Below are 25,593 nucleotides of genomic sequence, written 5' to 3'. Positions count from 1 at the left end.
TTTTTTATGTTTCTTAACTTTTTCTTAAGATTTATTTGTTTTAATACACAAATCCAAGCAATGGTGCTTGAAATTAACTGACTTAAAAAGGAAACATTATGAAAAAATTTGCATTAGCAACAATCTTCGCATTAGCAACCACTTCTGCATTTGCAGGTTTTAACGGCGGAAATACTCAAGGCGGTTTTCAACAAGCAACTCCTTCAGCAATTAGCGTAAAACAAGCTTTATCTGCAGCAGATAATTCAATGATCACTTTAGTGGGGAATATCACACAACAAATTGATGACGATGAATTCTGGTTTACCGATGGTACAGGTCAAATCAAAGTGGAAATTGAACGCCACGTTTGGAATGGTTTAAATGTAGATCCAAGTGATAAAGTGAAAGTTTACGGTAAATTAGATAACGAAGCATTCGAGAAAGCGGATCTTGAAGTATTACGTATCGAAAAAGTAAAATAATCATTCTTTGAAAATGGCGAGCATTAGCTCGCTGTTTTTGTTTATAAAGAGCGGTCAATTTTTTATGAGAATTTTATTGATAGAAGACGATAATCTAATCGGCAACGGGCTACAAATCGGTTTAACTAAACTTGGTTTTTCGGTGGATTGGTTTACGGATGGAAAAACAGGAATGGATGCTTTAACGTCTGCGCCTTATGATGCGGTTGTGTTAGATTTAACTTTGCCGAAGCTTGATGGATTAGATGTATTGCAACAATGGCGCTCCAAGCATCAAGATGTCCCAGTATTAATTTTGACTGCCCGTGATACCTTAGATGAACGTGTCAAAGGATTGCAAAGTGGAGCGGATGATTATCTTTGCAAGCCTTTTGCTTTGGCTGAAGTTGCAGCGCGCTTGCAAGCACTGATTCGTCGTCGTTATGGCCATCATCATTCGGTGATTGAGCACGCTGGCGTTAAACTCGATCCCAATCAACGTTCTGTTTGGCTGAATAATCAACCTATTTCTTTAACAGGTCGTGAATACAAATTACTTGAATTATTTATGCTGAATAAAGATCGCGTACTGTCTCGCTTATCTATTGAAGAAAAATTATCAAGCTGGGATGAAGAAATTAGCAGCGGAGCGTTAGACGTGCATATTTATAATTTGCGTCAGAAATTAGGTAAGCAATTTATTCGAACAGTACACGGCGTTGGATATGCGTTGGGAGTAACCCAATAAATGAAAAACAAACGTTTAAGTTTTCGTCTTATTTCTGTTCTTTCTTTCACCGCACTTTTTGTGTGGGGCGTATCTACTGCTGTCGCATGGTGGCAGGTGCGCAGTGAAGTGAATGATGTTTTCGATGCTCAACAAATCCTTTTTGCTGAACGTCTTGCCAATTCAGATCTTAGTCATATTCTGTTAGAGCATGTGGAAGATATTAATAAAATCCAGCCACATTCGTTCAAGAAAAACTATGATGATGACGCATTAGCTTTTGCTATTTTTTCTAAGGATGGAAAACGTTTATTAACAGATGGGCGTAATGGCGATAATTTTGTGTTTGATAATGAAATTGGATTTGCGAAAGGTTATATGCTGAATGATGACGATGAATGGCGTATTTTCTGGCAGCCTGTAGCGAATGGAAATTTGATTATTGCCGTTGGACAAGAGCTTGACTACCGTGAAGATCTAATTGAGGAAATGATCTTTGGGCAAATGTGGATTTGGTTTGCGAGTTTGCCTATTTTGATCATCGTTTTAGGATGGTTGATTCATAAAGAACTTCGACCGATTAAACGTTTAAGCCAAGAAGTTCAAACGAGAAAATCTGGTGATGTGTCATTGCTGAATACAGAGGGCTTACCTGCTGAGATTTTACCCTTAGTAAAAAATTTAAATCAATTTTTTGACCGCACTTCGGCTATGCTACAACGTGAACGCCGTTTTACCTCTGATGCAGCCCATGAATTGCGTAGTCCATTGGCGGCATTGCGTATTCAAACTGAAGTTGCCCAACTGGCGGGTGATGATGGGGAATTGCGAGAACAAGCACTTTTGCATTTAACACAAGGGATTGATCGTGCATCGCAGTTAATTGAGCAACTTTTGACCCTTTCAAAACTGGATAATTTACAAGAATTGGAAGAATTACAGCCTATTGATTGGGAAGGCATCATTCAGTTGCTGATTGCTGAGCGTTATTTTGTGGCTGAAAAGCGTAAAATTACCTTGGCTTTTGAGAAAGAATCTGAACCAAAGCAGAAACAAGGGCAACCAATTTTAGTTTCATTGATGCTTAGAAATTTACTCGATAATGCCATTAAATATTGCCCAGAAGACACAATTGTTTCAGTGAAAATCGCATCTTCTCAGATTATTATTGAAGATAATGGTGGAGGTGTTGAACCTGAAGATTTGAAAAAACTTGGTCAGCGTTTTTATCGTCCAGCTGGGCAAAATGAAAAAGGCAGCGGTTTAGGGCTTTCTATTGTCATGCGAATTGCGGAATTACACGGATTCAAAGTGCGGTTAGAAAATGTTATAAAAGAAGGGCAGCGAATTGGCTTAAAGGCACAAATATTTTTATAGACATTTTCTTTAAAAAAAAAGAAAACCGAGTAAAGACTCGGTTTTTCTTTTTTAGAATAGGTTGCTGATAAAGATGACTAAAATAATCACTGGCACAACGAATTTCACATAGTTAAACCAGATTTTAGTGAATGTTGAGTCAGGTGTTGGAGAAAGTTCTTTTTTCGCTTCATCTTTTAACACGAAACCAACGAAAATAGCACAACCAAGTGCGGTCAGCATAAAGAGAATATTTCCACTGACATAATCATAGAAATCAAAAATGCTTTTGCCGAAAATGGTGACATCTTTCCATACATTATCCCCTAAAATTGCTGGAATATTACCTAATATAAAAATCCCACCAAGGGTTAAGACAATCGCTTTGCCACGGCGCATTCTGAGCTTTTCCTGTAATGCGGTAATGATCACTTCATAAATTGTGATAGAAGTAGTTAGCGCAGCAATTAATAATAAGCCGAAGAAAATAATTGCAAAGAATTTACCCGCCCATAAGTGAGAAAATACGATTGGTAAACTTTGGAATACTAAAGTTGGACCTGCGTTTGGTTCAATCCCAAAGGTGAAAAGTGATGGGAAGATCATAAAGCCAGCAAGTACAGCAATAATTGTGTTGGTGAAACCTGTAATAACTGCAGTATGGATTAAGTTTTCTTCTTTATTTAAGTAGCTGGAAAGCGTAATTAACACGCCAAAACCAAGGCTTAATGCGAAGAATACCTGACCTAAAACGAAGATAAATAATTGTGGCGTAATTTTGCTGAAATCAGGTTTTAAATAGAATGTAATTCCTTCCATTGCGCCAGGTAATGTTACGTTACGAATAACCATTCCAATGAGGAAGATGAATAGCAATGGCATTAAATATTTTACAGAACGCTCGATTCCACCAATGATCCCTTTAGCTAAAATAATGTAATTCACCACAACAAATAAGAAGGTGTATAGAATAATTTCATAAGGGCTATTGCCAATATGAAGTTCATAGAAATCTTTGGCAACATCTTTAGTAATGGGGGTTGAGATATCTAAGGTACCGCTAATTAGGCTGATGATATAAGAAATAACCCAGCCACCAAGCACCATATAATACGCCATAATACCGAATGAACCGAGTAATCCCATGTAGCCAAGGATTTTCCAATATTTGGAAATGCCTTTTCCTTTATCCAGAATTTTATCGCCAAAAGCATCAATGGAGTTTACACGTAAGCGGCGGCCGATCACGTTTTCAACGAGAATCATCGGAATACCGATTACGATCATTGCGATACAGAAAAGTAGAACGTAGGCTCCGCCACCATTTTCGCCTACAAGGTAAGGGAAGCGCCAAGTAGCGCCGAAACCGACAGTTGCGCCTGCGACGGTCATGACATAAGTGAGTCGGCTCGACCAAGTTTGTCGCTGTTTATTATTTGTTGTCATTTTTTATCCTATTTTTAATAAAAGTGCGGTAAATAATTAGGGTGTTTTACCGCAAAAATTAAAACTCAATTTTTTCTTTATATTCACACAGATCTTCAATAATGCATGAGCCACAACGAGGTTTACGTGCGATACAAGTGTAGCGCCCGTGTAAAATTAACCAATGGTGAACATCCACTTTAAATTCATCAGGTACGACTTTAAGCAGTTTTTCTTCCACTTTTACAACGTCTTTACCCGGTGCAAAATTAGTTCGATTGCATACACGGAAAATATGAGTATCCACCGCAATGGTTGGATGGCCAAATGCCGTATTTAGTACAACATTGGCTGTTTTTCTACCCACACCCGCTAATGCCTCTAAGGCTTCGCGATTTTCGGGCACTTCACCGTTGTGCTTTTCAATTAAATCACGGCAGGTTTTGATAATATTTTCTGCTTTACTATTAAAAAGCCCGATAGTTTTAATATAGCTTTTTAAACCATCTAATCCTAAATCTAAAATCGCTTGTGGCGTGTTTGCAACAGGGAATAGTTTTTCTGTCGCTTTATTCACGCCTTTATCGGTTGCTTGTGCCGATAGAATTACCGCAATTAATAATTCGAAGGGCGAATTATACTGTAATTCAGTGGTCGGATGGGGATTTTGATCTCTTAATCGGGTTAATATTTCGATTCTTTTTAATTTATTCATCTTATTTATCAATTCGATTTTTTATTGCAAGGAGCAAGCCTAATCCTATAAATGCGCCTGGTGGCAGAATAAAAAGTAAAAAGCTACTGTCCGTATGGTAAATATTGAGCGTTAAAAATTTCGCTTGTTCGCCAAATAGATTTTCGATGCCATCAAAAACCGTACCTTGTCCAATGATTTCACGCAATGCGCCAAGTACTGTCAAGCTAAGCGCCATCCCTAATCCCATTGAAAACCCATCCCAAACGGAATGGAGTAAGCTGTTTTTTGAGGCGAATGCTTCTGCTCGACCAATCACAATACAGTTGGTAACGATGAGTGGAATAAAAATCCCAAGTGATTGATAAAGCGTATAAGTATAAGCATTCATTAAAAGTTGAACGACAGTTACTGTTGTCGCAATAATCATCACGTAGATTGGAATGCGGATTTCATTCGGAATATATTTACGGAAAAGTGAAATAACAGTATTTGTACAAGTGAGCACAAGCATTGTCGCTAAACCTAAACCCAGTGCATTGGTGGCCGTGCTAGACACCGCTAAAAGCGGACAAAGCCCGAGAAGTTGAACAACTGCTGGATTATTTTTCCAAATTCCTTGAGTAAAGATTTCTTTCCACATGGGCTTTTGTTGATTTTCAACCGCACTTTCTATTTTTTCTTCTTCAAGTGCGGTATTTTTTTCAGTTAAATCTGTCATATTATTTCACTTGTGTTGAAAGCTGTTGTAACAAGGCTTGGTTATTTAGCATGATTAATGCTGAACGTTTAGTTTGATTCACCACTGCGCGAGGTGTAATGGTTGCTCCAGAAAATTGATCAAATTTTCCGCCATCTTTTTTTACTGCCCATTCGCTCAAATTATGCTCATTAATCGATTGATGAGTGAAATTTAGAATCCAGTTGGAAATACGGAGCTCAATTTTATCGCCTAAACCTGGGGTTTCATGGTGTTCGATTACTCGTACACCTAATACTTCACCTTTCGGATCTAATCCCACAAGCAAACGAATATCACCAGAGTAACCATCCGGTGCAGTGGTTTCATAGGCATAGGCAGAAACATTTCCATCTTTTTTTGCAAAATAAATTTTCTGAATGCCCTCTAAATTTTTATCTTGAGGGATAACCGCACTTTCTAGCAAATTATTATTGAAATAATCTTGTGGAATGACTTCTAAAAGCAATTCTCGTTGTTGTGCCGCCATCACCGCGTCAATTTTATCTTTTGTTAGGAAAAAAATACCTGCAGAAATGGCTGTGCAGAGTAGGGCGACAAAGCCTAACAATATCCCGTAACGCGATGTGATTTTTACTGTGCCCATTATTTTTTTCCTTTTGTTGGATAACCAGATACTCGAGGACGCGTGTAATGATCGATAAGTGGAACGCAAATATTACTTAATAAAATTGCGAATGCTACACCATCTGGAAAGTTTCCGTGATAGCGAATGAGATAGACAAATAACCCCACTAATGCGCCAAAAATAATTTTTCCTCGTGGTGTAATGGAAGCTGTGACAGGATCTGTCGCAATAAAAAATGCGCCAAACATCATTGCGCCACTAACGAGTTGGCTAATCGCACTTAAATGCGTGAAGCCAGTAAAAGCGGTTGCAGTGGCTAAACAGAAAAAGGTGACGAGCATCGCCACTGGAATTTGCCAATGAATGACACGTTTTAAAATAAGGAAAATTCCGCCCACTAAGAAAGCCACGTTGACTTGCCACCAGCCTTGAGCAAAGTCGGTTCCATTACCCATAAAAATCGGCAGTTTAATTAATTCATAAAAATCATTTAATTGAGTGTGACTTTTATAGAAAATTTTTGCGCTATCCAAAGGAGTTGCTTGGGTGATGCCATCAATATTATGTGTAAGTTGTGAAAGCGTAAATCCATCAGTGGTTAAACCCGAAAATATTAATGAAAATGCATCTGAAAAAGTCGGTGGTTCCTGTAATAAATTAATTGGTGGCATCCAAGTTGTCATTTGTAATGGGAATGAAATTAAAAGAATTACATAGCCAATCATCGCAGGATTGAATGGGTTTTGTCCTAAGCCACCATAAACCTGTTTACCTAATAAAACTGCACAGAGTGTTCCAATGATGATGATCCAATAAGGCGCATAAGGTGGAATAGCCATCGCCAAAATTAAAGCAGTCAGGGATACGCTGAAATCTGAAAGATAATTTAACGGCTTTTTGCCGCGTAATTTTATTGCAATAAATTCCGCAATGATTGCTGTACCAATGGCTAATACAGATTGAATCACCACGCCAAATCCAAAATAATAAATTTGTGTGAAAAAAGCTGGCATCATTGCCAAGATTACCCAAAGCATAATACGAGCTGTGAGTTTCCCCGAATGAGTATGAGGAGAGCTAACCATTTTAAACATTATTTTATTCCTGATTATTTTCTAATGTTGCTTGTGTTTTTGCCAATTTCTTTGCTTTTGCCCGAGCAATAGCCGCAGCTACAGCCGCTTTTTTCGGATCTAGTGCGGTTGAATTTTCGTCTGTTTTTTCTACCGCACTTTCTACGGTTTGAGTATTTGAGACTGATTCAGAGGTTTCATTTGCTTGAGCAAGTTTTTTTGCTTTTGCACGAGAAATCGCTGCAGCTACCGCCGCTTTTTTCGGATCAAGTGCGGTTGAATTTTCGTCTGTTTTTTCTACCGCACTTTCTACGGTTTGAGTATTTGAGACTGATTCAGCGGTTTCATTTGCTTGTGCAAGTTTTTTTGCTTTTGCACGGGCAATTGCTGCAGCTACCGCCGCTTTTTTCGGATCAAGTGCGGCTGAATTTTCGTCTGTTTTTTCTACCGCACTTTCTATGGTTTGAGTATTTGAGACTGATTCAGAGGTTTCATTTGCTTGTGCAAGTTTTTTCGCTTTTGCTCGAGCAAGTGCGGCTGCAACCGCTGCTTTTTTCGCATCGGTTGATTGAGTTTGTTGTTCTTGGTTTTCGACTTGAGATTCCGCTTGCTGACGAGCCAGACGACGAGCTTTACGTTGTGCCATTAAATCAGTATTATCAGGTAAAACTTCCCCTTTTTCTGAGGTAATCGTTTTAACTTGTATTGATTCTGTTTCATTGGCTTTTTTCGCTTTTAAGCGTTCTAGCGCGGCTTTAACAGGATCTTCACCTTTGGTTTGTGCTAATTCTTCTCGACGTGCTTCTGCTGCACGTTGTGAACGTGCTTTACGCTCTTGTTCTTCGCGTTCCATTCGCGCTTGTTTCGCTTCAAAGCGAATTTTGGCTTCATCTGATTTTTTCTGTTTTTCTTTGATTTGCCAAATTTTTGCTTTTTCTTGGCGGAAATATTGAATCAGTGGAATATGGCTTGGGCATACGTAGGCGCAAATCCCGCACTCAATACAATCTTTGAGGGCGTATTCCTCCGATTTTTTGTGATCTTCACTACGAGCAAACCAGTAGAGTTGCTGTGGCATCAAGTTGACTGGGCAGGCATCAGAACAGCTAGAACAGCGAATACAAGCTTGTTCAGGCTCTGGTTCTGCATATTCAAAATAGTCTGGTGCAAGCAAGCAGTTGACAATTTTTGTCACCGGTGCATTGAGGTTGGAAAGTTCCAATCCCATCATCGGGCCACCCGCAAACACTGGATAACGTTCATCAAATTGATAGCCCGCATGCGTCAATACTTGAGAAATTGGTGTACCAAGTCGGACCCAATAATTACCTTTTTCAGGAATTTTATCACCTGTAAGGGTGACGACACGTTCAATTAAAGGTTCGTCATTTATCACTGCTCTTTTAATTGCAAAGGCTGTACCAACATTATGCATCAGTACGCCAATACTAGAAGAACGTGCACCACTAGGTACTTCCATTCCTGTAAGCAGATAAATAAGCTGTTTTGCGGCACCCGAAGGATATTTTGTTGGAGTCACTCGAATGCTAATGTCATTTGCTCCCTGTAGCGCTTTGCGGATTGCCTCTATTGCTTCAGGTTTGTTATCTTCAATGGCAATGACTACGTTTTCAGGTCGTAGGATATAACGCAAAATACGAATGCCTTCTATGATTTCATCGGCGCGTTCACGCATAAGACGATCATCACAAGTAATATAAGGCTCACATTCTGCACCATTGATAATTAAGAGTTTAACTTTTTTCTCTGCTGATTGAATTTTAGCTGCAGTCGGAAATACTGCACCGCCCAAGCCAGCTATGCCAGCTTGATAGATTTTGTTAATAAGTTGTTCTGGCGTTAGTGTTAAAAAATCATCAATAGGATTACGCTCTAGCCATTGATCTAATCCATCCGCTTGCAAATAAATTGTAGGTTCATCAAGACCAGACGGATGTGCAGCGACATAAGATTTAATCGATTTAATTGTGCCAGAAGTTGGCGCATGAACGGGTAGCATACGCAAGCCATCGCCTTGCGTTAAAGGTTGACCTTTTAATACGTAATCGCCTTCCTTTACTAAAAGGTGACCTGTTGTTCCTGCGTGCTGTTTAAGAGGAATATAAAAATCTGTGACTAAAGGGTGATGACGTAATGGTTGTGAATTAGATTGTGATTTCATTTCAGGCGGATGAATGCCACCTTTGAAATCCCATAATTTACCGGAGTTGAAACGAGATAATACGTCCGCCATTTATTCCCCCACAACCAATTTTTTTTCAGTGCCATTTACATTCATTACTGGAATGACTAATTTTGCATCAAACTTCCAATCCCAATTATCGATATTTTTTTTCACGGGAATCATTGATATACAATCTGTTGGGCAGGGTGCTACGCAAAGTTCACAACCTGTACAGAGATCTGGAATAATCGTATGCATGAATTTATTTGTACCAATAATGGCATCAACAGGACAAGCTTGGATGCATTTTGTGCAGCCAATACACATATTTTCATCAATAAAAGCGACTTTCTCGATAGGTTCTTCTACGCCGTCCATTGCTGGTACATCAACACCTAAAATCTCTGCAATTTTTACGATGGTAGGTTGACCACCGGGAATACATTTTGTTATGTCATCTCCATTGCAAATCGCTTCAGCGTATGGTTTGCAGCCAGGATAACCACATTGTCCACATTGGCTTTGTGGCAAAATAGAGTCAATTTTTTCTACAATAGGATCTGCTTCAACTTTGAGTTTAAGTGAAGCAAAGCCCAAAATTGCACCGAAAATTAAAGCGAGTAAAGTGATTACGATGAATAGAAGGGTCATTATTTCTTTCTTTTTCCTGAAAAATACTGAGAGAACCCAATAAATAAAATCAAAATGGTAATAGCCATTAAAAGATAGATCATTTTATTACTTCACTAGTCCTGTGAATCCCATAAAAGCAAGAGACATCAACCCAGCTGTAATAAGTGCGATAGATGAACCTTTGAAAGTTAAAGGTACATCGGCCGCTACAAGACGTTCACGAAGCGCAGCAAAAAGTACTAATACAAGTGCAAATCCAAGAGATGCACCAAAACCATAAACGACAGATTCCGTTAAATTATGAGCAAGATTTACATTTAATAATGCGACACCGAGAACTGCACAGTTTGTGGTTATCAAAGGCAAGAAAATTCCAAGTAAACGATATAGTGTTGGGCTAGTTTTATTTATCACCATTTCGGTAAATTGTACAACTACGGCAATAACCAAAATAAATACTAATGTACGCAAAAAAGTAGCATTCAAGGGAACAAGAATATAATGATCAACTAAATATGCGCAAAGGGAGGCGACGGTTAATACAAACATTGTTGCTAGTCCCATACCTACTGCGGTTTCAATTTTCTTTGATACCCCCATAAACGGGCATAGTCCTAAGAACTTTACAAGTACAAAGTTGTTAATTAATGCAGTACCGATAATCAATAAAATATAATTTGTCATTTTTATTTGCCCTTTTATGTAGGGAAGTATTATCGCTATTTATGAATTGAAGAACAATAGGTATTTTTAAATGCGATAACCCTACTATTTATCAGTATTCTTTGTGAAAATAACTATAAAAAGCGGGCAATAATTGTGTGATTAAATTTAGTTGCTGATAAGGCAAGCTAAATGCTGTGCGATCTTGTTCTGTCATTTCCTGTTTCTCTAACTCCTTTAGGTGGGTTTCAATGTTTTTTTGGAGTTTAGCAAATATACTTGGCGGTATTTTTTCGATATTTTCAAGAGAATAAATAATTTTTTTGGCAACAGGATAGAAACCAGATAAAAATTGTGTAGTTTGTTGTAGAGTATTCATTTTTTCACGATAGGAACCTAGCGCAGAAATATAACTTAATAAGGAATAATTCAGTTTAAGTAAATCAAACCCTTGTTGTAAAAATGCTTTGTATTTTTCAGGTTCATTATTCATGTTTGAAAGCGTTGTACTAAGTGCTGCTGCATATTGATGTGCATTACGACGAGCAATGCGATACTTTAGATCATCACTTTTACCAAATTGTAGTTGACTAATAATATGTAAAAGATAAGTTGCATCACTTTGAACCGCTTTATGGCTAACTTTATCTAATTGTAAATATTTCCAATCAGGCCATAAATAAGAAACAGCAAACCATGAGATAGCCGAACCTAGTAATGTATCAAGTAAACGAGGCATGAGTGCAGCTGAAGTATTAAAACCCATAACATCAAAGCTTAACAAGACCTGTAATGTGATAAAAAAGGTAGAGAAGCTGTAATTATTACTGCGAAAGAAGAAAAATAGTGTACTAGTAAGGACTACAAGACCCAGCTTAAGTTCTAAGGTTGGATTAAAATAGGGTAAAAGCGATCCTATCACCACGCCAAGAAAAGTGCCGATAATCCGCTGGCGTAAACGTGTTTTGGTGGCAGAATAGTTTGGTTGGCAGACAAAGACAGCGGTGAGTAAAATCCAATAACCAAGATTAAATTGGAAAAACTCTACGATGACACAGCATAAAAAAACCACTATCGATAAACGTATTGCATGGCGAAAGAGTTGAGATTCAAAGGTAAAGTGGCTAAAAATTGCAGTAGAGATATTTTTTAAGCCAGTAATTTGATCCGTATGAATTCTTGCTAAATGATCAGCATCATCTGTTTCTTGAGTAAGTTGTCGAAGTTGCCAGTTAATACTTTGCAAGTTGTCTAGTAGGGTCTGAATCTCAATAAGCTGATCTTTATCGTGGATGTGTTGTTCTCGATATAGCTGGAATGAGTGCAATGTCCCCGATAGTGCGCGCTCAACCCGTTCATTGAATTGATAGTTTTTATTTTGGCGTAAACTCGTTGTTACTTCTCGGCAAGATTGTGCTTGTAATTCTAGTAAGCGCTGAATACGAAAAATTAAGTCTGTATTTTTTAGTTTTTCAGTAATTTGCTGATAATCAAAATGAGTAGAATTTACACGTTCATGGATATCTTGCGCAGCAAAATAATAGCGGAGCATTCGTTGTGTGCGAGGATGTCGATGTTGACCACGAATACGATAGAATAGTGCTGTACGAACAATATTAAATGCAGAAACTACATTTGCATTTTTCATAGCGAAATTAAGATGTTTTTTTTCTATTTCATTTATTTCATCGGGATCAAAAAAATAAGATTTGGCATCTAAGTAATCACCTAGCGCACAGAAAGCTTTAGCAACACTTTCTTGTACGGGACGATTTGGAAAGAATAAATAGACAATGAGTGTTATTACACTATAAAGTAGCGTACCGCATAGAATCATGACAGGGTTGATAAACCATTCATGTATTTCAGGTGTATAGGTTAGTGTAGTATAAAGTGCCACAACTAGTGTACCAAATGCAATGGTACTATAGCGTTGCCCAACAGCACCTATCATAGTAAAAATAAATGTAAGCGCAGTCATCAAGGCAATATATTGTATTGGCTTGCCGATATTTAATTGGACAATAAAGGATGAAATAGAGAAAGCTATCAATGTATAAAAGACATTTTTTAAACGCCCAGTTAAACGATTGTCTAAATCAACTAATCCTCCTGCAATAATACCTAGAATTAAAGGCATAGACTGTTGAGATATATTAAATGCCCATACGCTAATTGCGGCAATATTTACAGCAATAAAAATAGGAATGGCAGCAATCACTTTAGCATTTAACCAGTTGTTCATTATTCATCCTTATTACAATAGAAAAAGTGAGCAGCAAGGCTCACTTTTATTATCTATATAAGCGTACTCAAACATCAAAGCTTTTTGAACGAGATAATGCGTTACTTGTGGGATTTTGCCCAGTTTAAGAAACGTATTTGAGTTTCCTTATCTGCTTGTTGGAACCAGTATTGAAGTTGCTGTTCTGCAACATTCTCACCTTGAACAACAACTTTCCCTTTGTTTATTTTAGCATTGCTTGCAGAAGCAACTGGCATTGTGGTTGGTATTGCTGCAGTCGAAAATGCTGCAACAGATGCGGTTGCACCTGAGGCATTATATGTAGAAAGATCGTTTACCACGTTTGCACTAGGGAATAAACCCTCTTGTTTTAAAACATCCACTTTCGCTGCAATAGTATTACCTGATTTGCTAGTAATATTAATTGTTGGTGTACTATTAAATTTTTCACCTTCGGAGCGGCTACGGATTGAAGGTGCAGAGATAGTAATATCTTCTGGGGAACCTTTGAATGTAACAATGATAGGACTAGATTCAAATAAAGATTGATTAGAACCTGAACCAATAATATCACCTAAACGAACAACCACTTGATGTGTTTCAGTATCATTGATGTTAAACGATTTTGTTTCTTTTAATAATGCTTTTGATGCTTTTTGTCCATCAATGGCTAAAAACTCAAGATTAGATGACGTTGAAACCATTCCAGCAAAGCTCGTTGAGCTAGCACATAATACTGCTAGGCTTAATGCAATAGTGCGTAATTTCATAATTGCTCCTTTTAATAGATGAAAATGATAACAACGTCTATGCTATGCTAAATTCACTAAAATGAAAATAAAAAAGTGTGGTTGGTTTTAAAAAAGTTTTTTTATGCTAGAATTCTCTACCAAATTAACGATAGCGATTTTTTAATAGGAAAAAATATGAAAGTTTTAGAAGGCTCAGTCGCAGCACCTAATGCAAAAGTTGCAGTAGCAATTGCTCGTTTTAACAGTTTTATTAATGAAAGTTTATTAGAAGGCGCAATTGATGCATTAAAACGTATCGGCCAAGTGAAAGATGAAAATATCACTATCGTGCGTGCTCCAGGTGCGTATGAGTTGCCATTAGTTGCTCGTCGTTTAGCTGAAAGTAAAAAATTTGATGCGATTGTGGCATTAGGTACAGTTATCCGTGGTGGTACTGCGCACTTTGAATATGTAGCAGGCGAAGCAAGCAGCGGTTTAGGAAAAGTTGCAATGGATGCTGAAATCCCCGTCGCTTTTGGTGTATTAACCACAGAAAATATTGAACAAGCAATTGAACGTGCTGGTACTAAAGCAGGAAATAAAGGTGCAGAAGCAGCCTTAACCGCACTTGAAATGGTTAATCTTATTCAACAAATTGATGCGGCATAAATCATGACAGAACAAAAACAAGTGAAAAAGCCTTCTGCTCGTCGTCGTGCGCGTGAATGTACTGTTCAAGCCTTGTATTCTTGGGCGGTATCTGGCAATACTGCAGAGCAAGTTGAATTAGCCTTTGAGTTAGATCAAGATATGGATGGGGTCGATAAACCTTACTTCCGTAAATTATTTCGTCAAACAGTAGAAAATATTGAAACCGTTGATTTTTCAATTTCGCCTTATATTGACCGCGCTTTTGATGAGCTTGATCCTATTGAAACTGCAATTTTGCGTTTGGCCGTTTATGAATTACGCTTTGAATTAGATGTGCCATATAAAGTGGTTATCAATGAAGCGATTGAAGTGGCAAAAGTATTCGGTGCAGATGAAAGCCATAAATATATCAATGGCGTACTTGATAAAATCGCACCCGCATTAGGGCGTAAATAATCCTTTTAAACTGAAAATGGCGCGCGTTTCTAACGCGTGCCTTTTCTTTTATAAGATAGGGGAAAAATGGCAATGAGTGAATTTGGTTTAATTAAACGATATTTTCAGCAACAAATATTAGTTGATGATTCCGTTCAATTATCTATTGGCGACGATTGTGCGCTGGTTTCCGTGCCAGAGAATTATCAGCTTGCCATTACGACTGATACAATGGTGGAAAATACACATTTTTTACCAAGTATTTCACCTGAAGATTTAGCTTATAAGACCGTTGCAACAAATTTAAGTGATCTTGCTGCAATGGGGGCACTGCCCAAATGGGTTTCACTGGCATTAACTTTGCCAAATGTAGATGAAAATTGGATTTCAGCATTTAGTCAAAGTTTATTGCACACGTTAAAACAATACAACGTCACATTAATTGGTGGTGATACCACAAAAGGCAACTTATCTATTACGATTACGGCACAAGGTTTTGTCGAAAAATGCAAAGGAATTTGTCGGCATAAAGCGCAAGTTGGTGATTTAATTTATGTTTCAGGCACATTAGGCGATAGTGCGGCGGGTTTAACGCAAATTTTATCGAGCAAAAGTGCGGTTGATTCTGATGATGTTTTTCTGCAACAACGTCATCTTAGACCCACACCTAGAATAGAACTTGGACAGGCGTTAATTGATATTGCTCATGCTGCCATTGATCTTTCCGATGGGTTAATCTCTGATTTAGGGCATATTCTTGAACGAAGTCAATGTGGCGCAGAAGTTGAACTTTCTGCTTTACCTCTTTCATCCGCGATTTTGCATAAATATGATCGCACTCAAGCGGAACAATTTGCCTTAAGTGGTGGAGAAGATTATGAACTTTGTTTTACCATACCGCCCGAATCTAAAGATGAATTAGAATTACGCTTGAAAAAATTGAACATACCTTGCACTTGCATTGGTAAAATCATTGAAAAGTACGGTGACTTTTCGACCCGTTTTTTATGGGATGGAAAACCTGTGAATATAACTTTTTCAAGTGGTTTCGATCATTTTAAGGAATCAAAATGACAGAAAATAATCCTCTTAAAAAAATCTCTCTTTTAAATCCTATTCATTTGCTTGCCGTTGGTTTTGGATCGGGCTTAATTCATCCTGCTCCCGGTACTTGGGGGAGTTTGGCTGGAACAATTTTAGGCGTGATTTTACTTTCTTTACTAGACGTAAAAACCTTTTTAATTTTTACCGCACTTTGTTTTCTGCTCGGCTGCTACCTTTGTCAAAAAACTACTGCAGATATGGGGGTTCACGATCATGGTTCTATCGTTTGGGATGAATTTGTCGGTGTATTTATTGTATTAGCGTCGATACCGTCATTATCTTGGCAATGGATTTTGACTGCTTTTGCGTTATTCCGCTTTTTCGATATTTTAAAACCGTTCCCAATTCGTTATTTTGACGAAAGACTAGAAAGTGGTTTTGGCATTATGGTCGATGATGTTTTAGCGGCAATTTATGCGGTGATTGTCGTATTTGCTATTCAGTATTGGATGTTGTGATGCTAAATTTAATCATTGTGCATTTATTTGGATTAATGACACCAGGGCCAGATTTCTTCTATGTAAGCCGAATGGCGGCAAGTAACTCTCGTCGTAATACAGTTTGTGGCATTTTAGGCATAACGCTTGGCATCGCCTTTTGGGGAATGCTTTCTATGTTGGGATTGGCGGTGTTATTCGTTACTATTCCTGCATTACATGGCGTTATTATGTTGCTAGGCGGTAGTTACTTAGCATATCTCGGTTTTTTAATGGCTCGCAGTAAAAAACACGCTCAATTTGAATCGCACTCTGATACTGAATTTAATCAGCAAACCACGATTAAAAAAGAAATTGTGAAAGGGCTTTTAGTGAATTTATCCAATGCAAAAGTCGTGGTGTATTTTAGTAGCGTGATGTCGCTTGTCTTAGTAAATATCACTGAAATGTGGCAAATTATCTTGGCTTTTATGGTAATTGTGGTTGAAACATTTTGTTATTTTTATGTGATTTCATTGATTTTTTCACGTAATATTGCCAAGCGTTTATACAGTCAATACAGTCGTTATATTGATAATATGGCAGGTATTGTATTTTTATTTTTTGGTTGTGTGCTTGTTTATAATGGCATCAACGAAATAATTCATTAATAAAAAAGGAAGTAAAATGACATTAAAAATTGCAATCGCCGGCGCTGGCGGAAGAATGGGGCGTCAATTAATTCAAGCGGTTCATTCTGCGGAGGGTGTAGAACTAGGTGCGGCGTTTGAACGCAAAGGATCATCTTTAGTCGGGACGGATGCGGGAGAATTGGCGGGAATTGGTCAACTTGGTGTAACAGTTTCAGACGATCTTGAAAGCCAAAAAGATAAATTCGATTTATTAATCGATTTTACTCGACCAGAAGGCACCCTTGAACATATTGCATTTTGCGTAGCGAATAATAAAAAAATGGTGATCGGTACAACTGGTTTTGATGAAAATGGTAAAGCGGCGATTAAAACCGCTTCAGATAAAATTGCTATTGTGTTTGCATCAAATTTCAGTGTTGGTGTGAATTTAGTCTTCAAGCTTTTAGAAAAAGCAGCAAAAGTGATGGGCGATTATTGCGATATTGAAGTGATCGAAGCACATCACCGTCATAAAGTTGATGCGCCATCTGGCACCGCACTTTCTATGGGCGAACATATCGCAAAAACCTTAGGTCGCGATTTAAAAACTCACGGAGTCTTCTGCCGAGAAGGAATCACAGGCGAACGTAAACGCGATGAAATTGGTTTTTCAACTATTCGCGCTTCGGATGTGGTGGGGGAACACACGGTGTGGTTTGCTGATATCGGCGAGCGTGTAGAGATTTCCCATAAAGCATCAAGTCGTATGACTTTCGCTAATGGTGCAGTGCGTGCTGGTAAATGGTTAGAAAATAAAGCGAATGGCTTATTTGATATGACCGATGTATTAGATTTAAATAATTTATAAATCAATTTCAATGTCACTTTCTACGTGACAGCAGCATAATAAAATCTCATCAGGTTGAATAAAGGCAAGGGGCGTATCTTTATATGATACCTTGCCTTTTTTGATCTTCACACGACAAGAACCACAATAGCCACTACGGCATTGATATTCATGATGAATATTATTTTTCTCGAGATGATCGAGTAAACTTGTTTCATTATTGAATTCTAATGTGGTTTTACTGTAGATTAGATGAATTTTCATAATAACAATGCAGTGAAATTTGCTGGGCATTATATAAGGAAAATCCATATGTTAAAAATACTGTGTTTTATAACCGCACTTTTTATTACGGCTTGTAGTTCTATTAGCAAAGAACCAGTGAAGACGGTGGATGTTTATATTAAACCTTATTATTCTGCTGAAAATGGAAAAGCAGAAAATGTATTTGTACATAAAGAAATCGATCCTATGCTACGTGAAAATACGATAAAAGGTTATGAAAGTGCGGTGAAATTTGTAGAAGAAAATCCGGCTCGCATTTCACCAATGACGATGTTCACGTTAGCCGCGCGGGCGTACGATTTTGGATTAAGAGATGAAGCTGTTACTTGGTTTTATCGTGGACAAAACCGTTTGATTACCGCACTTTATGTGTTGGATTTACCAAAACAAACGGTGCAGGATAATACAGGGTTCAGCCATGTTGTAGGGCAGTTTATTAATGCTTATGCGTTTTGCAATTTTGATAAACAAAGTCGTGCCGCCGAAAATGCGGTGAAATGGACAATTACGCATCCTTATGAAGTTATTTTCTTACCAACATTGTCCGCAAAATTTGCAGATCGTAGAAAAGCGTTAAAAGAAGCAGAAGAAAAATTAGTTCAACGTTTACAGGAACAAGCACATTTTTTTGCCAATCCAAACAATAAAGAAAAATGGCAAAAAGAGCGGTCAGAAAATTTTGTGAATGAACGATTTTGTTGGTAATAAGAAAAAATGGAATAGCGATAACGTTATTCCATTTTTAGTATGATAAACCATATATGGTTAGAATGTACTTGTTAAACCAAATTTAATGGTTCTTCCTGGCGCTGGCATAGATGAACGAGTCATTGGATCAAGATAATAACGATCAGTTAAGTTTGTCGCAGACAATGACAGCGCAAGATTCTCATTCACTTTGTAGTTCATATACGCATCAACCAAGAACACTGGCTGCCAACGTGGGTTGTTATTGCTATTGGCAAACCAGCCTGCATCACGTAAAGATTTGTTACGAGTTTCTTTCACATTAGTGTGATATACCATACGGGTGCCAACTTCTAATCGCTCATCTAAGAAACGTACACCGAGATTTGAGGTAATGCTGTATTTCGGCAAAATGGCATTTTTTAAGTAGCCGTTTTCATTACCACCATTAACGCATTCAGGATAGGCTTCAAATGTATGTATATCACCTATACCACCAACATCTCGAATTGCTGAACTTTTATCGCAGAATTTATTTTTGATGTTGTAGCTAATACCGATATCACCGAAGATTCGACCTTGATCATAACGAGCGGATAATTCTACACCTTCTAAAATCCGTTTATCAAACTGCTTCATCTCATAATTAATATCACGGTCAAAAATATTTTTCGTGGTATTTTTGTACCAATTTAGTCGAATATCCGCACGGCGTAAACTTGGGAAGAAACCACGTAAATCATGCACATATCCCACTTCAATATTTTTGCTGTGTTCCGGTTTACGTTTATAGAGCGGCGTGAGAATATCAATGGAATAGCCAATGGTATCTTCAAAAATACTCGGCATACGTTTGGTTTCATCATAGCGCACATAAATTCTGGCGTTATCACTTAAAAATGCGGTAGCACTAAAGGAAGGTGCCCAAGCGTGATCTTTACGCTCCGCCTTTTTCATTTTTTCCCACTGTTCTTTGGTTACTGGTGTTTTTTCTGGCGAACCGGAAAAATCAGTACTAATGTCATATAAATAATCTTCTTTCCCAGTTTGTGGATGGATTACTTTTTTTTCTAACATTTCTTTTGTAATGCGTCCATCCGTAAGCGGAAAATGCTCAACAGAAAAATTACCATATTCGTCTCGTTCCCAATAAATGGTCTGCGTTGCAGATTGATCCCATTCACCTTTATCACCACTGAGCTGTGACCAACTATCATATTCCTCATCTGTGGTTGGAGTCCCGCCATGTGAAACAACATACTCATCACGATCATCAAGCCATTTTTGTAATTCTGGTGAATCATCAGCAGGTATTGGATATAATTCTTTAAATTTTTCCTGAAGTGAAATTATTAAATCATTTTTCCTTTCAAAATTTATATAGTCTTGTGTTATTTTAGGGGCGACTTGCTTCAATTTTCTTACTGTAAATGGAATACGTGATTCGGTTAATACCTCTTCCTGTTTTAAGTGTGCAATTTTTTCCTGCAAACCGCGATCTTTAGATTTGTAATGGGTATATTTCATCCCAGCAGTCAGTAATAACCAATCGGTTGGTGAATATTCAAATTTGAAGCCTGCATTAAATTCATTTCGGTTGCCTTTTCGATTTCCTGAACGAGCAGTGTTTGATACTCGGCAAATACCATGTATATCGCCTTCCACACAGGTATAATTTTCCCCTTCTATTTTAGCATCAGTCTCGTATTGATTAAATGCAGTAAGTTGATATTTATCCCAAAGTTCATAAACATTGGTACTGTCTAAAGTTTCACGACGATAATTTGTCATGACACTTAAACGAAGTTTTGGACTTAGTTCCGTGACATTGCTAAAGGTTATTCCCATATGATTATCACGGGCAAATTGCACTTGCGCGGGTTGAGTATTAAAAATCCCATCAATATTTTTAAATTTAGGATTTTTCATATATTCCTTTATTTTGCTATTAAAAATTTCGTAAAAACGATCTTTTATACGTTTATATTCAACGGGATCTTTCACTTGATCTAATTCATAGGCTTTATCACCAAACTCATTTGCGAGATCAAATTGAGATAAAGTACCAATCAGTTGAGTATTATAATCACTAAAAAGTACATCACCCGGTGAGCCGCCCGATGTATTAGTTGCCGTATCATTTTTTACTGCCCATACACCTATTTTTAAATCAAGCCATTTGTTATCCGGCGGGTTATAGGAAAACTCAACATTACCTGTTTTTTGTTTTACATCTGCTAGTGGCCATTGTGTGACGGTATTACGCGCAGCATAGTTATAGCCAAGTCGGGAAGGCATAATGTCGCCGTAATTTATTTGCGTGTCTCGGAAGTTCGCAGAAAGTGAAGCATATTTATTAAAGTGGAGTTTCCCCTTTAATAACCAAGATCGGCTTTCATAAGATGTATTTGGTACTTCTTCACCCGGTTTATAAATTCGAGCAATGAGTGGAATATAAGGGTCATCGGAGTTTTTATCTAAATCAAGCGGGCCAGTTGTTCCTTCACCGTATTTTTTCCCTCCCCGTTTACCAGCAAAATAATTGCCTTTGTTGCGATAAGCATACGCCCCTAAGACTTCATAACCATCATCTTTTGCGGCTAACGCCAAACGTACGGCATTATCGTGTAAAGGTTTGTTTCTGCCTTTTTTTCTTGGGCTAATCCGATCATCATCTTTAAAATACAACGCCCATTCAGCTAATTCTGCACGCCCGTCTGGTGAAACAAGTCGATAATCCTGACCAATAGGTACACCTTCATAAGGATGAGCCTTAATGGAATTGTTGGCTGTCTCCGTTTTAAGTTCAATACCCCATTTTTTGCCAGGCTTAATGATCTCATTAGGATTTAGCGTCGACATACGAATCGTGCCTGCCGCCCCAGAGCGCAAAGTGCGGTCTAAATTTGGGCCTTTTTCCACATTCACTTCACTCACTAAAAATGGATCAAGATAGTTACGATTGCTTACTCCAGAATAACCACGCCAAACGGTAATCGCTTGTTCAGTATCATCAACTAATACAGGAATTCGCCCTTGCCCCCAAGAACTTCGAATGATTGGATCAATCGCACCGCCATTACGCGCATCGCCACTATAGACGCCTGTAATACCACTTAATAAATCAGATACAGATTGAGAATGATAAGTTTCAATTTCTTTTTTGCTTTTATATTCTGTTACGTTGTTTTTGCTATAAATGGAATCTTTTCCTTTTAATGCTATATCATCTGATGAAGCATTAACATTAATTGTGTCTAATTGACGTATCGACTCAGCTTGGCTAAGAGATGGGAGGATTCCGATTAAAGATAAAAATAATAAAGTAGCAGTGTTATATCGTTTTTGTGGATCATTCATATAAACCCCTTAATTTTGAGAATGATAACGCTTATCATACGCTTAAGTTAATGAAAATCCTACTATATAACTTGGTTTTACATTAAAAATGAGAAGATGATCACAATTTTTGTTTTTAGAGTTTGAGTCAACATTTAAATACTTTAAATATTATCATCTGATAAACCAATGATTTTTCGTATTATTCTTTTACTTTTTAAGTACTTGGTATTATCATTACTCGGTTTTTTATTTTATAGAGAAAAGAGAAGCAGGGGAAACTATGCAACATCTGAACGAGCTTGTTGAGAAAGCGAAATTAGCGATTGAATCCATTCAGGATAAAAGTTTAACGGCTTTGGATGAAATCCGTGTCGAATATTTTGGTAAGAAAGGGCATTTTACTCAATTAATGCAAGAATTGCGTAATGTGTCAGCAGAAGAACGTCCGGCTATGGGTGCAAAAATTAACGAAGCAAAACAAGCTGCGTTAGAATTTTTAAATGCAAAAAAAACGGAGTGGGAACAGGCTGAACTTAACGCAAAATTAGAAAAAGAACGTGTTGATGTCAGTTTACCTGGTCGCAAAGTTGAAACAGGTGGCTTACACCCAGTCACTATGACGATTAATCGCGTAACAAAATTTTTCTCAGAACTTGGCTTTTCAGTTGAAAATGGCCCTGAAATTGAAAGTGATTATTACAACTTTGATGCTTTAAATATTCCTAAACATCACCCAGCACGTGCCGATCACGATACTTTCTGGTTTAATCCAGAATTATTACTCCGCACTCAAACTTCTGGCGTGCAAATTCGTACTATGGAAAAAATGCAGCCACCAATTCGCATTATGGCTCCAGGACGTGTATATCGTAATGACTACGATCAAACGCATACGCCAATGTTCCATCAAATTGAACTACTTTATGTGGATAAAAAAGCAAATTTCACAGAATTGAAAGGTTTATTGCACGATTTCTTACGCGCTTTCTTTGAAGAAGATTTACAAGTACGTTTCCGTCCATCTTATTTCCCGTTTACAGAACCTTCAGCCGAAGTGGATGTGATGGGGAAAAACGGTAAATGGTTAGAGGTGTTGGGCTGCGGTATGGTGCACCCAAATGTGTTGCGTAACGTTGGTATTGATCCGAATGAATATTCTGGTTTTGCCGTGGGAATGGGCGTTGAGCGTTTAACAATGTTACGTTATAACGTAACAGATTTACGTTCGTTCTTTGAAAACGACTTACGTTTCTTAAAACAATTTAAGTAATTTCTCGGATTTGAATTAAAAGGATAACAACAAATGAAATTTAGTGAACAGTGGGTAAGAGAATGGGTGAACCCTGCGGTGTCCACCGAGCAATTATGCGAGCAAATTACCATGCTTGGCTTAGAAGTAGATGGCGTGGAAACCGTTGCGGGTAAATTTAATGGTGTCGTTGTTGGTGAAGTAGTGGAATGTGCACAACATCCAGATGCAGATAAATTACGTGTAACTAAAGTGAACGTAGGTGGTGATCGTTTATTGGATATCGTGTGTGGCGCACCAAATTGTCGTCAAGGCTTAAAAGTCGCTTGTGCAACAGAAGGTGCGGTATTACCGGGCGATTTCAAAATTAAGAAAACGAAATTACGCGGTCAACCATCAGAAGGAATGCTTTGTTCATTTTCTGAATTAGGTATTGATGTTGAAGCAGACGGTATTATTGAGCTGCCAGTTGATGCACCAATCGGTACAGATTTACGTGAATATTTAGGTTTAAACGATAATGCCATCGAAATTAGCTTAACGCCAAATCGTGCGGATTGTTTGAGCATTGCGGGTATTGCGCGTGAAATTGGTGTGGTAAATAAACAGCCAGTAAATCAACCGCACTTTGAAGCGGTTCCCGCAACAATTTCTGATAAAGTTCAAATTGATTTACAAGCACCAGAAGCCTGCCCGCGTTATTTATTGCGTGCGGTGAAAAACGTTAATGTGAAGGCTGAATCGCCAATGTGGATGCAAGAAAAATTGCGCCGTTGTGGTATTCGTTCTATTGATCCGATTGTTGATATTACTAACTATATTTTGCTTGAGCTTGGTCAGCCAATGCATGCGTTTGATGCGGCTAAAGTTGCGCAACCTGTTCAAGTTCGATTCGCAAAAGAAGGTGAAGAATTAGTATTATTAGATGGCTCAACAGCAAAACTTCAATCAAATACTTTATTAATTGCCGACCAAAATGGTCCTTTAGCAATGGCAGGAATCTTTGGTGGTGCAGCCAGTGGCGTGAATAGCGAAACGAAAGATGTGATTTTAGAATCCGCATTTTTCGCTCCATTAGCGATTGCTGGCCGTGCAAGACAATATGGTTTACATACGGATGCATCACACCGTTTTGAACGTGGTGTGGATTTTGAATTAGCACGTAAAGCAATGGAACGCGCAACCGCATTATTGCTTGAAATCTGTGGTGGTGAAGCGGGTGAGATTTGTGAAGCAAGCAGTGAAGCTCATCTTCCTAAAGTCAATACCGTTCAACTTCGCCGTAGTAAATTAGATGCACTTTTAGGTCATCATATTGAAACAGAAAGCGTAACAGAAATTTTCCATCGTCTTGGTTTCGATGTTACTTATGCAAATGATATTTGGACGGTAACTTCTGCAAGCTGGCGTTTTGATATTGAAATCGAAGAAGATTTAATTGAGGAAGTGGCGCGTATTTATGGTTATAACAGCATTCCAAACAATGCGCCATTAGCGCATCTCCGCATGCGTGAGCATAAAGAATCTGATTTAGATTTAGCTCGAATTAAGACTGCACTTGTGGATGCTGATTACCAAGAAGCCATTACTTATAGCTTTGTAGATCCAAAAATTCAAAGTTTATTACATCCACATCAAGAAGCACTTGTATTGCCAAACCCAATTTCTGTGGAAATGTCAGCAATGCGCGTGTCTTTAATGAGTGGTTTATTAGGTGCGGTGCTTTATAACCAAAATCGCCAACAATCTCGTGTTCGTTTATTTGAAACAGGATTACGTTTTGTACCAGATGCCAATGCTGAATTTGGCGTGCGTCAAGAATTTGTTTTAAGTGCGGTGATTACTGGAACGGCAAAATCTGAACATTGGGCAGGCAAAGCAGAGTCTGTTGATTTCTTTGATCTTAAAGGTGATTTAGAATCAGTACTTTCTTTAACAGAAGGTGGTAATAGAGTTCGTTTTGTTGCAAAACAATTTGATGCATTACACCCTGGCCAATCAGCTGTTATTGAATTAGATGGTCAAGAAATTGGTTTTATTGGTGCAATTCATCCATCTATTAGTCAAAAACTTGGCTTAAATGGCAAAACTTTTGTATTTGAAATTCTTTGGAATGCAATTGCGGCACGTAATGTGGTGCAAGCAAAAGAAATTTCTAAATTCCCAGCAAACCGTCGTGATTTAGCTTTAGTCGTCGCGGATAGCGTACCAGCAGGGGAATTAATCGCAGCATGTAAACAAGCAGGCGGCGAAAAATTGGTGCAAGTGAACTTGTTCGATGTATATCAAGGTGTGGGCGTCGCTGAAGGCTATAAGAGTTTAGCCATTAGCTTGACTGTCCAAGATAATGAAAAAACACTTGAAGATGAAGAAATTAATGCAGTGATTTCAGCAGTATTAGCGGAGGTAAAACAACGCTTTAATGCTGAATTAAGGGATTAA

General features: G+C 38.0%; 24 protein-coding genes. 12 read left to right on the top strand and 12 right to left on the bottom strand.

What is annotated here, in order from left to right:
• Positions 1-98 precede the first annotated feature (98 nt).
• From A9501_RS03970 to qseC, 3 genes are all read left to right on the top strand, one after another.
• The gene (locus A9501_RS03970; protein WP_065264979.1) at positions 99-464 is read left to right on the top strand and encodes a YgiW/YdeI family stress tolerance OB fold protein; all 366 of its coding nucleotides are present in this window, start codon (positions 99-101) and stop codon (positions 462-464) included.
• 64 nt (positions 465-528) lie between these two features.
• Positions 529-1,191: a response regulator gene (locus A9501_RS03965; protein WP_065264978.1), complete on the top strand. Its 663-nt coding sequence runs from the start codon at positions 529-531 to the stop codon at positions 1,189-1,191.
• Positions 1,192-2,547: a quorum sensing histidine kinase QseC gene (qseC, locus tag A9501_RS03960; protein WP_065264977.1), complete on the top strand. Its 1,356-nt coding sequence runs from the start codon at positions 1,192-1,194 to the stop codon at positions 2,545-2,547.
• 51 nt (positions 2,548-2,598) lie between these two features.
• Here the strand turns inward: qseC and A9501_RS03955 are convergent, their stop codons facing one another.
• From A9501_RS03955 to A9501_RS03910, 10 genes are all read right to left on the bottom strand, one after another.
• Positions 2,599-3,972 carry a sodium-dependent transporter gene (locus tag A9501_RS03955; RefSeq protein ID WP_065264976.1) on the bottom strand — a complete coding sequence of 458 codons (1,374 nt, stop codon included), beginning with the start codon at positions 3,970-3,972 and terminating at the stop codon, positions 2,599-2,601.
• A gap of 58 nt (positions 3,973-4,030) precedes the next feature.
• Positions 4,031-4,666, bottom strand: a complete 636-nt coding sequence (gene nth / locus A9501_RS03950) for an endonuclease III (protein WP_005626177.1) — start codon at positions 4,664-4,666, stop codon at positions 4,031-4,033.
• Between the two features lies 1 nt (position 4,667).
• Positions 4,668-5,366, bottom strand: coding sequence for an electron transport complex subunit E (locus tag A9501_RS03945; protein WP_065264975.1), 699 nt, complete (start codon positions 5,364-5,366; stop codon positions 4,668-4,670).
• Position 5,367: 1 nt separating this feature from the next.
• Complete coding sequence (rsxG, locus tag A9501_RS03940; RefSeq protein ID WP_065264974.1) at positions 5,368-5,991, bottom strand: electron transport complex subunit RsxG; 624 nt, start codon at positions 5,989-5,991, stop codon at positions 5,368-5,370.
• A complete protein-coding gene (gene rsxD / locus A9501_RS03935; protein ID WP_065264973.1) occupies positions 5,991-7,067 on the bottom strand; it encodes an electron transport complex subunit RsxD in 1,077 nt (358 codons plus the stop codon). Before rsxD ends, rsxG begins: the two co-directional genes overlap by 1 nt.
• Positions 7,068-7,071: 4 nt before the next feature.
• The gene (rsxC, locus tag A9501_RS03930; RefSeq protein ID WP_065264972.1) at positions 7,072-9,300 is read right to left on the bottom strand and encodes an electron transport complex subunit RsxC; all 2,229 of its coding nucleotides are present in this window, start codon (positions 9,298-9,300) and stop codon (positions 7,072-7,074) included.
• Positions 9,301-9,882: an electron transport complex subunit RsxB gene (gene rsxB, locus A9501_RS03925; RefSeq protein ID WP_046943227.1), complete on the bottom strand. Its 582-nt coding sequence runs from the start codon at positions 9,880-9,882 to the stop codon at positions 9,301-9,303.
• Positions 9,883-9,969: 87 nt separating this feature from the next.
• Positions 9,970-10,548, bottom strand: a complete 579-nt coding sequence (gene rsxA, locus A9501_RS03920; RefSeq protein ID WP_048953635.1) for an electron transport complex subunit RsxA — start codon at positions 10,546-10,548, stop codon at positions 9,970-9,972.
• Positions 10,549-10,639: 91 nt separating this feature from the next.
• A complete protein-coding gene (gene yccS, locus A9501_RS03915) occupies positions 10,640-12,772 on the bottom strand; it encodes a YccS family putative transporter (protein ID WP_065264971.1) in 2,133 nt (710 codons plus the stop codon).
• Between the two features lie 101 nt (positions 12,773-12,873).
• A complete protein-coding gene (locus A9501_RS03910) occupies positions 12,874-13,542 on the bottom strand; it encodes a curli polymerization inhibitor CsgI-related protein (protein WP_065264970.1) in 669 nt (222 codons plus the stop codon).
• Positions 13,543-13,698: 156 nt separating this feature from the next.
• On the opposite strand from A9501_RS03910, the gene ribH reads away from it, so the two are divergent.
• The 6 genes from ribH (at position 13,699) to dapB (ending at position 17,609) form a co-directional block, all read left to right on the top strand.
• On the top strand, positions 13,699-14,172 hold the full coding sequence (gene ribH / locus A9501_RS03905) for a 6,7-dimethyl-8-ribityllumazine synthase (protein ID WP_005628657.1): 474 nt from the start codon (positions 13,699-13,701) through the stop codon (positions 14,170-14,172).
• Between the two features lie 3 nt (positions 14,173-14,175).
• Positions 14,176-14,610 carry a transcription antitermination factor NusB gene (gene nusB / locus A9501_RS03900; protein ID WP_065264969.1) on the top strand — a complete coding sequence of 145 codons (435 nt, stop codon included), beginning with the start codon at positions 14,176-14,178 and terminating at the stop codon, positions 14,608-14,610.
• 66 nt (positions 14,611-14,676) lie between these two features.
• Positions 14,677-15,663, top strand: a complete 987-nt coding sequence (thiL, locus tag A9501_RS03895) for a thiamine-phosphate kinase (protein ID WP_065264968.1) — start codon at positions 14,677-14,679, stop codon at positions 15,661-15,663.
• A complete protein-coding gene (locus tag A9501_RS03890; RefSeq protein WP_048953642.1) occupies positions 15,660-16,151 on the top strand; it encodes a phosphatidylglycerophosphatase A family protein in 492 nt (163 codons plus the stop codon). Before thiL ends, A9501_RS03890 begins: the two co-directional genes overlap by 4 nt.
• The gene (locus A9501_RS03885; protein WP_048953643.1) at positions 16,151-16,780 is read left to right on the top strand and encodes a LysE family transporter; all 630 of its coding nucleotides are present in this window, start codon (positions 16,151-16,153) and stop codon (positions 16,778-16,780) included. Before A9501_RS03890 ends, A9501_RS03885 begins: the two co-directional genes overlap by 1 nt.
• A 16-nt stretch (positions 16,781-16,796) precedes the next feature.
• Complete coding sequence (dapB, locus tag A9501_RS03880) at positions 16,797-17,609, top strand: 4-hydroxy-tetrahydrodipicolinate reductase (protein WP_065264967.1); 813 nt, start codon at positions 16,797-16,799, stop codon at positions 17,607-17,609.
• On the opposite strand, the gene yfaE is transcribed toward dapB, so the two are convergent.
• Complete coding sequence (gene yfaE / locus A9501_RS03875; RefSeq protein WP_044232385.1) at positions 17,604-17,852, bottom strand: class I ribonucleotide reductase maintenance protein YfaE; 249 nt, start codon at positions 17,850-17,852, stop codon at positions 17,604-17,606. The two genes, dapB and yfaE, sit on opposite strands and share 6 nt — an antisense overlap.
• A 48-nt stretch (positions 17,853-17,900) precedes the next feature.
• Between yfaE and A9501_RS03870 the strand changes: the two genes are divergently transcribed.
• Entirely contained in the window at positions 17,901-18,578 is a 678-nt protein-coding gene (locus A9501_RS03870) for a hypothetical protein (RefSeq protein WP_226385877.1), read from the top strand.
• Positions 18,579-18,638: 60 nt separating this feature from the next.
• Here the strand turns inward: A9501_RS03870 and A9501_RS03865 are convergent, their stop codons facing one another.
• Positions 18,639-21,920, bottom strand: a complete 3,282-nt coding sequence (locus A9501_RS03865; protein ID WP_065264965.1) for a TonB-dependent receptor domain-containing protein — start codon at positions 21,918-21,920, stop codon at positions 18,639-18,641.
• A gap of 262 nt (positions 21,921-22,182) precedes the next feature.
• On the opposite strand from A9501_RS03865, the gene pheS reads away from it, so the two are divergent.
• Together pheS and pheT are read left to right on the top strand one after the other, a co-directional pair.
• Positions 22,183-23,172 carry a phenylalanine--tRNA ligase subunit alpha gene (gene pheS, locus A9501_RS03860; protein ID WP_021035163.1) on the top strand — a complete coding sequence of 330 codons (990 nt, stop codon included), beginning with the start codon at positions 22,183-22,185 and terminating at the stop codon, positions 23,170-23,172.
• A gap of 33 nt (positions 23,173-23,205) precedes the next feature.
• Positions 23,206-25,593, top strand: coding sequence for a phenylalanine--tRNA ligase subunit beta (gene pheT, locus A9501_RS03855; protein WP_065264964.1), 2,388 nt, complete (start codon positions 23,206-23,208; stop codon positions 25,591-25,593).

Source organism: Haemophilus sp. CCUG 66565, assembly GCF_001679495.1.
In the GTDB taxonomy this organism is placed as follows: domain Bacteria; phylum Pseudomonadota; class Gammaproteobacteria; order Enterobacterales; family Pasteurellaceae; genus Haemophilus; species Haemophilus haemolyticus_K.
Note: the sequence above shows the minus strand (reverse complement) of the source record. Positions and strands in the feature narration are given on the sequence as shown.

Excerpts from the sequence above, each read along its gene's own strand:
- A9501_RS03970 (WP_065264979.1), top strand. The coding sequence starts at position 99 with ATGAAAAAATTTGCATTAGCAACAATCTTCGCATTAGCAACCACTTCT.
- A9501_RS03965 (WP_065264978.1), top strand. The coding sequence starts at position 529 with ATGAGAATTTTATTGATAGAAGACGATAATCTAATCGGCAACGGGCTA.
- qseC (WP_065264977.1), top strand. The coding sequence starts at position 1,192 with ATGAAAAACAAACGTTTAAGTTTTCGTCTTATTTCTGTTCTTTCTTTC.
- A9501_RS03955 (WP_065264976.1), bottom strand. The coding sequence starts at position 3,972 with ATGACAACAAATAATAAACAGCGACAAACTTGGTCGAGCCGACTCACT.
- nth (WP_005626177.1), bottom strand. The coding sequence starts at position 4,666 with ATGAATAAATTAAAAAGAATCGAAATATTAACCCGATTAAGAGATCAA.
- A9501_RS03945 (WP_065264975.1), bottom strand. The coding sequence starts at position 5,366 with ATGACAGATTTAACTGAAAAAAATACCGCACTTGAAGAAGAAAAAATA.
- rsxG (WP_065264974.1), bottom strand. The coding sequence starts at position 5,991 with ATGGGCACAGTAAAAATCACATCGCGTTACGGGATATTGTTAGGCTTT.
- rsxD (WP_065264973.1), bottom strand. The coding sequence starts at position 7,067 with ATGTTTAAAATGGTTAGCTCTCCTCATACTCATTCGGGGAAACTCACA.
- rsxC (WP_065264972.1), bottom strand. The coding sequence starts at position 9,300 with ATGGCGGACGTATTATCTCGTTTCAACTCCGGTAAATTATGGGATTTC.
- rsxB (WP_046943227.1), bottom strand. The coding sequence starts at position 9,882 with ATGACCCTTCTATTCATCGTAATCACTTTACTCGCTTTAATTTTCGGT.
- rsxA (WP_048953635.1), bottom strand. The coding sequence starts at position 10,548 with ATGACAAATTATATTTTATTGATTATCGGTACTGCATTAATTAACAAC.
- yccS (WP_065264971.1), bottom strand. The coding sequence starts at position 12,772 with ATGAACAACTGGTTAAATGCTAAAGTGATTGCTGCCATTCCTATTTTT.
- A9501_RS03910 (WP_065264970.1), bottom strand. The coding sequence starts at position 13,542 with ATGAAATTACGCACTATTGCATTAAGCCTAGCAGTATTATGTGCTAGC.
- ribH (WP_005628657.1), top strand. The coding sequence starts at position 13,699 with ATGAAAGTTTTAGAAGGCTCAGTCGCAGCACCTAATGCAAAAGTTGCA.
- nusB (WP_065264969.1), top strand. The coding sequence starts at position 14,176 with ATGACAGAACAAAAACAAGTGAAAAAGCCTTCTGCTCGTCGTCGTGCG.
- thiL (WP_065264968.1), top strand. The coding sequence starts at position 14,677 with ATGGCAATGAGTGAATTTGGTTTAATTAAACGATATTTTCAGCAACAA.
- A9501_RS03890 (WP_048953642.1), top strand. The coding sequence starts at position 15,660 with ATGACAGAAAATAATCCTCTTAAAAAAATCTCTCTTTTAAATCCTATT.
- A9501_RS03885 (WP_048953643.1), top strand. The coding sequence starts at position 16,151 with ATGCTAAATTTAATCATTGTGCATTTATTTGGATTAATGACACCAGGG.
- dapB (WP_065264967.1), top strand. The coding sequence starts at position 16,797 with ATGACATTAAAAATTGCAATCGCCGGCGCTGGCGGAAGAATGGGGCGT.
- yfaE (WP_044232385.1), bottom strand. The coding sequence starts at position 17,852 with ATGAAAATTCATCTAATCTACAGTAAAACCACATTAGAATTCAATAAT.
- A9501_RS03870 (WP_226385877.1), top strand. The coding sequence starts at position 17,901 with ATGTTAAAAATACTGTGTTTTATAACCGCACTTTTTATTACGGCTTGT.
- A9501_RS03865 (WP_065264965.1), bottom strand. The coding sequence starts at position 21,920 with ATGAATGATCCACAAAAACGATATAACACTGCTACTTTATTATTTTTA.
- pheS (WP_021035163.1), top strand. The coding sequence starts at position 22,183 with ATGCAACATCTGAACGAGCTTGTTGAGAAAGCGAAATTAGCGATTGAA.
- pheT (WP_065264964.1), top strand. The coding sequence starts at position 23,206 with ATGAAATTTAGTGAACAGTGGGTAAGAGAATGGGTGAACCCTGCGGTG.